The 12464-nt window shown below is 68.1% G+C and carries 8 protein-coding genes; 4 read left to right on the top strand and 4 right to left on the bottom strand.

The genetic code is table 11. From position 1 onward, the window contains the following. Window positions 1–393: 393 nt before the first annotated feature. Window positions 394–2475 carry a carbon starvation CstA family protein gene (locus D588_RS0121415; protein WP_017917459.1) on the top strand — a complete coding sequence of 694 codons (2082 nt, stop codon included), beginning with the start codon at window positions 394–396 and terminating at the stop codon, window positions 2473–2475. Beyond that, window positions 2475–2699, top strand: coding sequence for a CstA-like transporter-associated (seleno)protein (locus tag D588_RS0121410; RefSeq protein WP_017909376.1), 225 nt, complete (start codon window positions 2475–2477; stop codon window positions 2697–2699). Before D588_RS0121415 ends, D588_RS0121410 begins: the two co-directional genes overlap by 1 nt. A 261-nt stretch (window positions 2700–2960) precedes the next feature. Here the strand turns inward: D588_RS0121410 and D588_RS0121405 are convergent, their stop codons facing one another. Next, window positions 2961–3647 (bottom strand): HAD family hydrolase, encoded by a 687-nt coding sequence (locus D588_RS0121405; protein ID WP_017917458.1) that lies wholly within the window; start codon window positions 3645–3647, stop codon window positions 2961–2963. 350 nt (window positions 3648–3997) lie between these two features. Here D588_RS0121405 and D588_RS0121400 point away from each other — a divergent pair, with 350 nt between their 5' ends. Both D588_RS0121400 and D588_RS0121395 read left to right on the top strand, forming a co-directional pair. Next, window positions 3998–4765 (top strand): ankyrin repeat domain-containing protein, encoded by a 768-nt coding sequence (locus tag D588_RS0121400; RefSeq protein ID WP_017917457.1) that lies wholly within the window; start codon window positions 3998–4000, stop codon window positions 4763–4765. A gap of 34 nt (window positions 4766–4799) precedes the next feature. After that, window positions 4800–6008 (top strand): XVIPCD domain-containing protein, encoded by a 1209-nt coding sequence (locus tag D588_RS0121395; RefSeq protein ID WP_017917456.1) that lies wholly within the window; start codon window positions 4800–4802, stop codon window positions 6006–6008. A 202-nt stretch (window positions 6009–6210) separates the two neighbouring features. Here D588_RS0121395 and D588_RS0121390 read toward each other — a convergent pair whose 3' ends face one another. The 3 genes from D588_RS0121390 to D588_RS0121380 all read right to left on the bottom strand — a co-directional run bounded on the left by D588_RS0121390 (window position 6211) and on the right by D588_RS0121380 (window position 12249). Then, a complete protein-coding gene (locus D588_RS0121390) occupies window positions 6211–7455 on the bottom strand; it encodes a DUF819 family protein (RefSeq protein ID WP_017917455.1) in 1245 nt (414 codons plus the stop codon). Between the two features lie 312 nt (window positions 7456–7767). Beyond that, window positions 7768–9837: a S9 family peptidase gene (locus D588_RS0121385; protein WP_017917454.1), complete on the bottom strand. Its 2070-nt coding sequence runs from the start codon at window positions 9835–9837 to the stop codon at window positions 7768–7770. Between the two features lie 471 nt (window positions 9838–10308). Beyond that, entirely contained in the window at window positions 10309–12249 is a 1941-nt protein-coding gene (locus D588_RS0121380; protein WP_017917453.1) for an oligopeptide transporter, OPT family, read from the bottom strand. Between the last annotated feature and the right edge of the window lie 215 nt (window positions 12250–12464).

The raw sequence follows: 12464 nt of genomic DNA, 5'->3' as shown, positions 1-12464 counted from the left end.
CCGCAGGGGCGGATGAGGGTACGGGCGCAGCCTCGTGCGCAGGGTGGCTTCGCGAGGGCTTCGCCCCCGTACCCTCACCCCAACCCCTCTCCCGACGGGAGAGGGGCTCACGCCTTTCCCTTCTCCACCGGAGAAGGTGCCCCGCAGGGGCGGATGAGGGTACGGGCGCAGCCTCGCGCACAGGCTGGCTTCGCGAGGGCTTCGCACCCGTACCCTCATCCCAACCCCTCTCCCGGGGGGAGAGGGACTCGCGCGCTGCGCCGTCCGTCCCCGCCACACCGTTCGTCACAAGGACTGTCTACGACCAAAGTACTAGCCCCTCGGCCCTCCCCGCCATTGACCCCCCAGGCCATCGGGGCGACCCTTGCGGCAATCTCCGGGGGAGCGTTCTGCATGAAAGGGTTTTCCAAGCTGGCCTGGGCCGCACTCGCCATCCTGGCGGCGTTCTGCCTCGGCACCATCGCCCTGCGCCGCGGCGAACACATCAATGCGCTGTGGATCGTGGTGGCCGCGGTGTCGATCTACCTGATCGCCTACCGCTTCTACAGCCTGTTCATCGCCGACAAGGTGATGCAGCTCGACCCCACCCGGGCCACGCCGGCGGTGCTCAACAACGACGGCCTGGACTACGTGCCGACCAACAAGCACGTGCTGTTCGGCCACCACTTCGCCGCCATCGCCGGCGCCGGGCCGCTGGTCGGGCCGGTGCTGGCCGCGCAGATGGGCTACCTGCCCGGCCTGCTGTGGCTGGTGGTCGGCGTGGTGGTGGCCGGCGCGGTGCAGGACTTCATGGTGCTGTTCCTCTCCAGCCGCCGCAACGGCCGCTCGCTCGGCGACCTGGTCCGCGAGGAAATGGGTCAGGTGCCCGGCACCATCGCCCTGTTCGGCGCCTTCCTGATCATGATCATCATCCTGGCGGTGCTGGCGATGGTGGTGGTCAAGGCGCTGGCGGAAAGCCCCTGGGGCATGTTCACGGTGATCGCGACCATGCCCATCGCGATCCTGATGGGCGTGTACATGCGCTACATCCGCCCCGGCAAGATCGGCGAGATCTCGGTGGTCGGGCTGATCCTGCTGCTGGCGGCGATCTGGTTCGGCGGCAAGGTCGCCGCCGATCCCACCTGGGGCCCGGCCTTCACCTTCACCGGCACGCAGATCACCTGGATGCTGATCGGCTACGGCTTCGTCGCCTCGGTGCTGCCGGTGTGGCTGCTGCTGGCGCCGCGCGACTACCTGTCCACCTTCCTCAAGATCGGCACCATCATCGCCCTGGCGATCGGCATCCTGGTGGTGATGCCGGAGCTGAAGATGCCGGCGCTCACGCAGTTCGCCGCCAGCGGCGACGGCCCGGTGTGGAAGGGCGGCCTGTTCCCGTTCCTGTTCATCACCATCGCCTGCGGCGCGGTGTCCGGCTTCCATGCGCTGATCTCCTCGGGCACCACGCCCAAGCTGCTCGCCAACGAGTCGCACATGCGCTACATCGGCTACGGCGGCATGCTGATGGAATCGTTCGTGGCGGTGATGGCGTTGGTGGCGGCCTCGATCATCGACCCGGGCGTGTACTTCGCGATGAACAGCCCGGCCGCGGTGATCGGCGCCGACGTCGCCGCCGCCGCGCACCACATCAGCACCACCTGGGGCTTCGCCATCACCCCGGAGCAACTGACCGCCACCGCCGCGGCGATCGGCGAACCCACCATCCTGCATCGCGCCGGCGGTGCGCCGACGCTGGCCGTGGGCATCGCGCAGATCCTGCACCAGGCCATCCCCAACAGCAGCGACGCGATGATGGCCTTCTGGTACCACTTCGCGATCCTGTTCGAGGCGCTGTTCATCCTCACCGCGGTGGACGCCGGTACCCGCGCCGGCCGCTTCATGCTGCAGGACCTGCTCGGCAACTTCATCCCTGCGTTGAAGAAGACCGAGTCGTGGACCGCCAACATCATCGGCACCGCCGGCTGCGTGGCCCTGTGGGGCTACCTGCTGTACACCGGCGTGGTCGATCCGTTCGGCGGCATCCAGACGCTGTGGCCGCTGTTCGGCATCTCCAACCAGATGCTGGCCGGCATCGCGCTGATGCTGGGCACGGTGGTGCTGTTCAAGATGAAGCGCGACCGCTACGCCTGGGTGACCGCGGTGCCGGCGGTATGGCTGCTGATCTGCACCACCTACGCCGGCCTGATCAAGATCTTCGACCGCAACCCGTCGCAGGGCTTCATGGCGCAGGCGCACAAGTTCCAGGACGCCATCGCCAGCGGCACCATCACAGCACCGGCCAAGTCGGTGGCGCAGATGCAGCAGATCGTCACCAATGCCTACGTCAACACCGGGCTGACCGTGCTGTTCCTGTGCGTGGTGTTCGCGGTGCTGGTCTACGCGATCAAGACCATTCTTGCCGCGCGCCGCAACCCGCAGCGCAGCGACCGCGAGACCGCGTACGTGGCCCTGCAGCCGCACCAGATGGCGGACCTGTAATGGCCGGCGCCCTGGTTCCGGTCGGGCAGTACCAGGCGCACCGCCGGCTATGGCGGCGCCTGGTGCAGACCGCGCGGCTGTGCTGCGGCATTCCCGACTACGACAACTACGTGCGGCACATGCTGGAAAAGCATCCGGACCGCGAGCCGATGGACTACAAGACCTTCTTCCGCGAGCGCCAGGAGGCGCGGTACGGCGGCAAGAGCGGGTTTCGCTGTTGTTGAAAGGCGGGGATTGGGGAGTCGGGATTTGGGATTGGTGGCGAGCGCCTGAAGGTATTCGGCGAAGGCGGCGTTGATCGTGATGAAACTGCGGCGATGCTTGCAATGAGCATCGCCGCTTGGCTGTTGTAGGAACGGCTTCAGCCGCGACGCATTACCGACAAGGCATCGCGGCTAAAGCCGCTCTTACAGAGAAGCACGCGGATGCCATGCACTCGCGGCGCCGCTCCCATTCCCCAATCCCGATTCCCCAATCCCCGCTCTTCAGGCCGCCGCGGCGCGCACCAGTTCCGCATAGGTCTGCGGCAACTCGCGCATATGTTCCATCACCGCGGCCACGCCGAGCTGGCGCAGGGTCGCGGCATGTCCGGCGGGGATGTGCGCGGCGCCGGTGAAACCGATCACGGTCATGCCCGCGGCCAGCGCGGCGCTGGCGCCGGTGACGCTGTCCTCGATCACCAGGCAGCGTTCCGGCGCCACCTCCAGCGTGCGCGCCGCCAGCAGATACACGTCCGGCGCGGGCTTGGGCCGCGCCACCATGTCGGCGCTGAAGATGCGTTCGCCGACACGCTCATGCAGGCCGGCGCGCGCCACCGAGGCGACCACGCTCTCGCGCATGCTGTTGGAGGCGACCGCCAGCGGCAGCGGCAACGCCAGCAAGGCCTCGCGCACACCGTCGATCGGCTGCACCTCGGCGGCAATCAGCGCCTCCGAGCGTGTGCGGATCTCCTGGCACAGGCCCGGCGGCAGCGCCAGCGCGTACTGCCGTTGCACGCGCTGCACGATTTCCTGTGCGGTGAGGCCGAAGCTGCCCGCAAGAAAGCGTTCCAGTTCGGCCCGCGGCACATAGGCGCCCAGCGCGTCGAGCATCACCCGGTCGGCCAGCACTTCGCTGTCGACGAGCACGCCGTCGCAATCGCTGATCACCAGGTCGAAGGGGGTCGCCGTCATCGCGCGCTCCTTTGGGAAAACATCCATTATGCCGCTGCGCACATGTCCCTCGCCTGTGCGGCGCCTGCAGTCGCGACAGCACGGCCGATCCCATGCGCACACGCTGCATGCGCCTGCGGCGCTGCCTGTCCGCCCTGCCCGCTCGCGGCAGCAATCGCATCTCGGCGATATCCCGGCCGCCAAGCGTTTGTTTCCGGTTAAACGATGGACCGCCTGGCGGGACGCCACCAGAGATTCGCAGACCGCGTCACAAAACTGGCACAACACCACTGCGATCCGCTGCTAGCATCGGCAACGGCGCCAGGACGTGCGCCGTCATCCCAGGACCGCGAACAGGAAAGGAGCCTTGCATGCGTACGCCCGTCCCCGCCCTGATCGCACTCGCGACCTCGCTGTTCTTCTCGGTCAGTTGCGCCGCACAGTCCGGCGCCAAGGAGCATTCCGCCATGTCAGCCTCGCTGCAGGATCATTCGGTCGCGTTCCGCGACCCCGCACTCGCCGACATCGCCGCCGCCATCGCGCGCGGCGACGTCGCCCGCATCGCCGCCCTGGCGCCCAGCACGGACCTGTCCGCGCACGGCGACCAGAACGTCACCCTGCTCGAATGGGCCATCTGGAACGAACAGCCGCGCGCGCTGGCGGCGCTGCTCGACGCCGGTGCCGACCCGTCGCTGCCGGGCATGGATCAGGAAACCGTGGTGCACATGGCCGCCATGGCCAAGGATCCGCAATACCTGGAGATCCTGCTGCAGCACGGCGCCCCGGTCGATCCGGTGAGTGCGCGCGCGAACTGGACGCCGCTGTTCCGCGCCGTGCAGAGCAAGCGCGACGCGCAGATCGAACTGCTGCTCAAGGCCGGCGCCGATCCGAAGCGGGTCGACGCCACCGGCAACTCGTTGCTGCACCTGGCCGCGCAGAGCAGCGCCGGCAATCCGTGGGTGCCCAGGCTGCTGCAGGCCGGGGTCGATCCGAGCCTGCGCAACGCCCAGGGCAAGACCTTCCAGGCGTACTTCTTCAACACGCCCGAGCGCCTGCTCAACGCCAACGCGCAGCAGGTCCGCAACGACGTGCGCGCCTGGCTGAGCGCCCACGCCATCCCGTTGGAAGCGAGCCGCTGACGCGGTCGGTCGCCACATTCGCACGGAGCCGCGCATGAACCAGAACGATCTTTCCCCGTCCGATCCGTCCACCTCCTTCTCCGACGCCGTCCGCGGCCAGCAGCCGCAGGCCGTGGACCGGCAACTACCGCCGCTGCTGCAGGACCTCTACCACACCGCGGCCGAACGCCGCGCCGGCGGCGCCGAGACCTTCGCCGCGCTGCCCGACGGCTGGTCGCGCATGGACGACGCCGCGCTGCAGCGCGCCGGCATCGATCCCAGCCTGCAGCACGACGCCAAGAGCGGCTTCGATGCCGCGTTCTACCGCAACCCGCAGGGCAACGTGGTGCTGGGCTTCTGCGGCACCGACGAACTGAAGGACTGGAAACACAACCTCGGCCAGGGCCTGGGCTTTTCCGACTCACAGTACGCCTCGGCGATCCAGCTCGGCAGCCAGGCCAAGCAGGCCTTCGGCGACAACCTGCTGATCTCCGGGCACTCGCTGGGTGGCGGCCTGGCCGCGGCCTCGTCGATGGTCAACGACGTGCCGGCGGTGACCTTCAACGCCGCCGGGGTCAACAACAAGACGCTCGAGCGCGAAGGGCTGGATGCCGACGCGGCCAAGGCCTATGCCGCCGACGGGCTGATCCGCGGCTATCACGTCAAGAACGAACTGCTGACCTACCTGCAGGAAGACAACCTGCTGACCCGCGGCCTGATGCCCGACGCCGCCGGCCACCAGATCCAGCTGCCGGAACCGGACCCGCTGTCGTTCGGCCAGCGCCTGATCCCCGGGATGATGCTCAAGCATCGCCTGGACCTGCACGGCATCGATTCGGTGATGAAGGCCGAGGACCTGGCGCAGAACCAGAGCCAGGGTCAGGTCCAGAGCCAGGCGCAATCGGGTTCGCTGTCGACCGGCAGCCGCCTGTTCAACGACGCGGTGGTGCAGTTGGACGGCCAGCGCGACCGGCTCGGCCTGCACGACGACGCAGCCTTCCTCAACACCGCCGCCAGCGTCGCCGCGCGCGCCGGCCAGGACGGCCTGCAGCGCATCGACCAGGTGCTGCCCAGCCGCGATGGCGACCGACTGTTCGCGGTCCAGGGGCAACCGGAGAACCCGGCGCACCTGCGCAGCCAAGTCCAGACCGCGGCCGCGGCCCACGAGCCGTCGCAGGCCAACGTCGGCCAGTTGCAGCAACAGAACCTGCAGGCGCCGCCACAGCAGCAGGAAGAACGGCAGCGCAGCGTGGCGATGCAGTAGTCGCCGCCTGCGACTGCATCACGGCAGGCGTCCACGCCGACGCCTGCCGTGGCGTCCACCACCCAGACCAGCAGTTTCGCAGGCACACCGCCGGACGCAGCGCCCCAGATCCACGCCCGCGATGTACGGCGGCAGTCCCAGCGCCGGCCCCCGCATCGCGCTGCCGCACGCGAACAGGCTGCGGCGGTCACGCCGCCGCCGCTCAGCCAGCGCCGGCCATCGCGCGCAGGGTGATCCCAACCAGATAGGCCAGGTACGTGCCGGTGGCGTAGCCCATCGTGCCCAGCAGCACGCCGACCGGGGCCAGCGCCGGATGGAACGCGGCCGCCACCACCGGCGCCGAGGCCGGGCCGCCGACGTTGCTCTGCGAGCCGATCGCGAAGTAGAAGAACGGCACCCGCAGCAGCTTGCCCAGCGCCAGCAGCAGCAGAACGTGCACGATGAGCCAGATCAGGCCGAGCGCGAAGATCCAGGGCCGGTCGAACAGCGCCAGCAGATCCATCTGCATGCCGATGCAGGCGATCAGGAAATACAGCAGCAGCGTGCCGATGCGCGAGGCGCCGGCGCCCTCGAGCGTGCGTGCGCGGGTGAAGCTGAGCAGCAGGCCGAAGGTGGTCGCCAGCACCACCACCCACACGAACGGCGAGCCGAGGCTGAATTGCTTGGCCCAACTCACGTTCGCGTCGAACCACGCCGCCGTGGGAGTGGCGATCGCATGCGCCAGGCCGACCGCGCCGAAGGCCACGCCGACGATCAGCATCAGGTCGGTGAGGCTGGCCACGCGTTCGTGCTGAGCCTGGAAGTGGGCGATGCGCTGCTTGAGGTCGTCGATGCCACGGGTGTCGGCGCCCGTGCGCGCATCGATCGCCGGCGCACGTTGCGCAAAGAAGATCAGCAGCGCCATCCACACGTAGCCGACGCCGACGTCGACCACCGCGAACTGGCCGAAGGTGGTGGCATCGACCTGGAACACCTCACGCATCGCCAGCATGTTGGCGCCGCCGCCGATCCAACTGCCGGCCAATGCGGCCATGCCGGCCCAGGTGTCGCCGGCCACGGTCACCGGATGCAGCCACTTCATCACCTGGAACGCGACCACCGCGCCGAGCATGATGCTGAAGGACGCGCCCAGGTACATCGCCACCAGCTTCGGCCCCAGCCGCAGGATGCCCTTGAGATCGATGGTGAGGGTGAGCAGCACCAGCGCCGCCGGCAGCAGCACATCGCGCGCGACCGGGTTGTAGAGCGAATTGTGCTGGCCGTCGATCAGCCCGACGGTGTTGTAGATGCCGGGAATCAGGTAGCACAGCAACAGTGCCGGCACGATGCCGTAGAAGCGCTTCCAAAATCCCGACGGCCGCGCCGCGGTCCAGAACACCGCGCCCAGGGTGGCGGCGATCAGGCCGAAGATGACGATGTCGTTGGTGATCAGGGGCGTCGAGGGCATCGGGCTGTGGCGCGGGGATTCGGGAGTGGCGATTCGGGATTCGTGCGCCGCGGTTGGAGGTTTGGAGGTGTCAACAAAGATCGAAAGAAGCACCGAAGGGCGGGTGAATTCGCAGGAGCGATGCGCTGCAAGCGCCCTGTTGTTTTTGTGGGAGGGGCTTCAGCCCCGACGCTTCATTGGTAAGGCGTCGGGGCTGAAGCCCCTCCAACAAGGGCGATCGGGTTACCGGGATCGCGGAAAATCCCGAATCCCGAATCCCGGGACCTGGGCCATGACCGAAAAGGGGCCCGGAATCCCGAGCCCCAGGTCCCCTCACTCCCCGATATGCTGCTTCAGCCAGCCGTTGACCGTGTCGTGCCAGAGGATGCTGTTCTGCGGCTTCAGCACCCAATGGTTCTCGTCCGGGAAGTACAGGAACTTGGACTCGATGCCCTTGCGCTGCAGCGCGCCGAACGCGGCCAGGCCCTGCTCCATCGGGATGCGGAAGTCCTGCTGGCCATGGATCACCAGCATCGGCACCTTCCACTTGTCCACGTGCAGGATCGGGTTGAACTTCTCGTAGCCGGCCGGGTTCTGCCACGGCGTGCCGCCGTTCTCCCACTCGCTGAACCACAGCTCCTCGGTGGCGTAGCCCATCATGCGGTTGTCGAACACGCCGTCGTGGTCGACCAGGCACTTCCACGGCTTGTTCCAGTTGCCGGCCATCCAGTAGACCATGTAGCCGCCGTAGCTGGCGCCGAGCGCGCAGGCCTTGTCGCCGTTGAGGAAGCCGTACTGCTTCTGCGCCGCGTCCCAGCCCTTCTGCAGGTCTTCCAGCGGGCGGTCGCCCCAGTGCTGGCTGATCGCATCGGTGAAAGCCTGGCCGTAGCCGGTGGAACCGTGGAAGTCGATCATCACTACCGCGTAGCCCTGCCCCGCATAGGTCTGCGGGTTCCAGCGGTAGCTCCAGCCGTTGCCGAAGCTGCCCTGCGGGCCGCCGTGGATCAGGAACGCCACCGGATAGGTTTTGCCTTCCTGGTAGTTGTACGGCTTGACCACATAGCCGTGCACGGTGTCGTTGTTCCAGCCCTTGAACGAGAACTGCTCGTAGTCGCCAAACTTCACGTCCGGTAGCAGTTCGCTGGCGCTGGGGGTGATGGCGCGCGGCTGCTGGCCGTCGGCATCGGCGACCATGATCTGGTCGCCGCTCTTGAGGCTGTTGCGGGTGAAGGCCAGGGTGTTGCCGGCCAGGACCGGTGAGCCGACGCTGCCGTCGGCGGCCACGGTGCGGACCTTGCCATCGGCCACGTCGACCGCGAACAGCGGGTGCTGGCCCATGTCGTCGGCGGTGGTGTAGACGGTCTTGCCGTCGGCCGACAGCACGATCTCGCCGGCGGAACGGTCCCACTGCGGAGCGATCTCGCGGGTCTTGCCGCTGGCCACGTCCATGGCCATCAGGCCGAAGCGGTCGGCCTCGAAGCCGGGGCGCTTCATCGCGCGGTAGAACAGCGTCTTGCCGTCGGCGGAGAACACCGGGCCGGCGTCCCAGGCCGGGTTGGACGCGGTCAGGTTGACCGGCGCGGCCTTGCCGGCGGCGTCCAGCCGGTACAGGTCGAAGTTGGTCGACCACGGTTCCTCGCGGCCGGCCACGCGCACGCTGGCGACCAGCGACTGCCCGTCCGGCGCCCAGGTGTAGTCCTCACTGCCGCCGAACGGCTTGGAGGGGATGTCGCCGGCCAGGGTCACGCTGACCGCCGAGGCGCCGGCCACCGGCTTGGCCTTGGCGCCGGCCGGCAGCGGCGCGACGAACAGGCTGTTGCGGCGGCCGTCGTTCCAGGTATCCCAGTGGCGCACGAACAACTGGTCAAACACCACGCCGGTGGCCTTGGACTGCTTCTTGGCGTCCAGGCGCTTCTGCGTGCAGGCCAGGTCCGAGCCGCAGTCCTGGAACACGCCGGCGCTGAAGGCCACGCGGTCGCCCTGCGGCGCGATGCGGTAGCTGTCCACGTCCAGCGCGAAATCGGTGAGCTGGCGCGGCGCGCCGCCGGCCAGCGGCAGCGCGTACAGCTGCTGGCGGCCGGACTTGGCGCTGAGGAAGTAGACGGTCTTGCCGTCGGCCGACAGCTCCGGCGAGTTGACGTTCCAGCCTTCCGGGGTCAGCCGCCTCGGCGGCGCCGCATCGCGGGTGCGCAGGTCGCGCAGCCACAGGCTGGTGCTGGACTTCTCCAGCGCCTTGTCCATCTGCCGCTTGGCGAAGACCACCGTGCCGCCGTCGGGCGTCAGCAGCGGCGAGGACACCCGGTCCAGGGCGACCATGTCGCGAACTTCGAAACCGCGGGTGGCGGCCAGCGCTGGCAGCGCGGTCAGCAGGGCCAGGGGCAGCAAGGCGTAGCGCAGGGTCATCGGGCGTCTCCGGAACACGGCAAAACGTCGATGGTAGGGGCCGTAGTGGGCGTGGCGCAAAGGACTGAAGTCATGGAGGGGCCGGGATTGGGGAATCGGGATTGGGGATTGGGAAGAGCGAGGTGCTGGCTCGGCTGTGATTACGAAGACCCGCACTGACCCGGTTTCGGATAGCAAGCGGACCGTGGCCATACCGCGGCCGGATGAGCGTGGTGGATCGGGAGTGGCCGCGAGGCACTGATACGGCAAAGTGCAGCAGGCCGGTGCCGAAGCTGGCCTCGGTGGTGAGGCGGACCGCGGGAGGCGCACGCGGCCCGGGCAAGATTCGGTCTTTGCGACACACGCGGCGCGGAGCAGCCAGCGAGAAGCTGATGGGATCGGCACGTGCGGCGCGCGGGCCCGGCCGGAAAAAGCGAAGCCCGGCGCGGGGCCGGGCTTCGGATGTTGCGTTGCAGGAGGCGATTGCGCCGGTTACGTGCGCGGCGCGGCCGCGGCTTCGCCCTTGCGGCCGGTGCGGTACAGCAGCCAGCCGACGAAGGCCAGCAGCGCCAGGCCGTACCACTGGTTGAGGTGATAGGCCTCGGGAAGCGCCAGCACGTTCTTGTTGTTGGTGATGACGATCGGAAGCGCAATGCCGATGCCCATCAACGCCTCGCCGGTGATAAGACCCGCTGAAAACAACACGCCTGGACGATGCACGCGATCTCGCCCTTCCTCGTCATCGGCGCGAATCTTGTGGAAACGCTCGACCAAGTGGGCGATCAGGCCACCAAGGAAAATCGGCACCATCAGCTCCAGCGGCAGGTAGATGCCGATCGCCGCGGCGAGCACCGGCACGCGAAAGCGCTTGCCCGTCTTCTTCAACCATTCGTCAAACGCGATGATCGCCGCACCGACACCGGCGCCGATCGCAATCATCGTCCACGGCAGTGTCCCACCGAACAGACCCTTGGCTACCGAGGCCATCAACACCGCCTGGGGGGCCGGAAGCGTCTTGCTGCCGATCCCGTACGCCTCTGCGAGCAGGTTCAGCACCGGCGCCATGATCAGCGCACAGGAGAATGCGCCGATGGCCAGCATCAACTGCTGCTTCCATGGCGTGGCGCCGACCAGGTAGCCGGTCTTCAGATCCTGCAGGTTGTCGCCGCCGACCGCCGCGGCGCAGCACACCACTGCGCCGATCATGATCGCGGCTACCGCGCCGATCGGCGAATCGCGCCCGAGCAGCAGCACCAGCACCGCCGAGGCGAACAGGATGGTGGAGATGGTGATGCCGGAGACCGGGTTGTTCGACGAGCCGATCAGGCCGGCCAGGTAGCCGGACACCGAGACGAACAGGAAACCGGCGACGATCATGATGAGGGTCATCGGCACGCTGACGTGCCACTGGCCGACGATGGCCTGGTACAGGCCCAGCAGCGGCAGCGTGCATAGCAGCAGCGCGACCAGCATCCACTTCATCGGCAGGTCGCGGTCGGTCTCGGCCACCGCGGCGCCGCCGGTGCTCTTGCGCGCCGCGGCGAAGCCGCTCTTGACGCCCGACAGCAGCGACTTGCGCAGCGAGAACAGCGTCCACACGCCGCCGATCAGCATCGCACCCACACCGAGGTAGCGGACTTTTTCGCCCCAGATCCCAAACGCAGCCTCGGCCGCCGGCGCATTGGCCAGGCTCTGCGCCAGCGCCGGGTCGGAGCCCATGAAGAACTGCTGATAGAGCGGGATGGCGATATGCCAGGACAGGATCGAGCCGGACAGCACCACGATGCCGACGTTGAGCCCGACGATGTAGCCCACGCCCAGCAACGCCGGCGACAGATTGGTGCCGACGTAGCCGACCATCTTGCTGCTGCCGATGTACGCGGCCTGCGCCCAGGTATCCGGAATCACCTTCAGGCCGCTGGCCGCGCCGAGCTTGACCAACCCGCCGATCGCCGCCGACAGACCCAGGATCTTCAGCCCCGGCCCGGGATTCTCACCGGCCTTGAGCACTTCCGCGGCGGCCTTGCCCTCCGGGAACGGCAGCGGATCCTCGACGATCATCGAGCGCCGCAGCGGCACCGAGAACAGCACCCCGAGCAGGCCGCCCATGCCGGCGATGCCTAGCACCCACCAGTACTTGAAGTCCGGCCAGTAGCCCATGATCACCAGCGCCGGGATGGTGAAGATCACCCCGGCCGCGATCGAGGAACCGGCCGAGGCGCCGGTCTGCACGATGTTGTTCTCGAGGATGGAACCGCCGCCGAGCAGGCGCAGCACCCCCATCGACACCACCGCCGCCGGAATCGCGGTGGCGATGGTCAGGCCGGCGAACAGACCGAGGTAGGCATTGGCGGCGGACAGCACCACGGCCAGCACGATCGCCAGCACCACGGCACGGAACGTGAGCTGGCGCGGCGCGGCAGCGTTGTTCATGGTTACCCCTGAAACGACAAAAACGCTTTGCACGCTAGCGTCTGGGGCCGGGCAAGTCCAGCATCGCGGTGCCCAGCTTGTGGCACATGCCTGGGGGCGGGGATTGGGGATTTGGGATTTGCAGAGGCTGAGGCAGCTAATAGCCCCTCTCCCGTCGGGAGAGGGGTTGGGGTGAGGGTACGGCGCACGCAGCACGCCCCAGCCATGCAGGCGCT

Source organism: Xanthomonas sp. SHU 308 (assembly GCF_000364645.1).
Lineage (GTDB): Bacteria > Pseudomonadota > Gammaproteobacteria > Xanthomonadales > Xanthomonadaceae > Xanthomonas_A > Xanthomonas_A sontii.
Note: the sequence above shows the minus strand (reverse complement) of the source record. Positions and strands in the feature narration are given on the sequence as shown.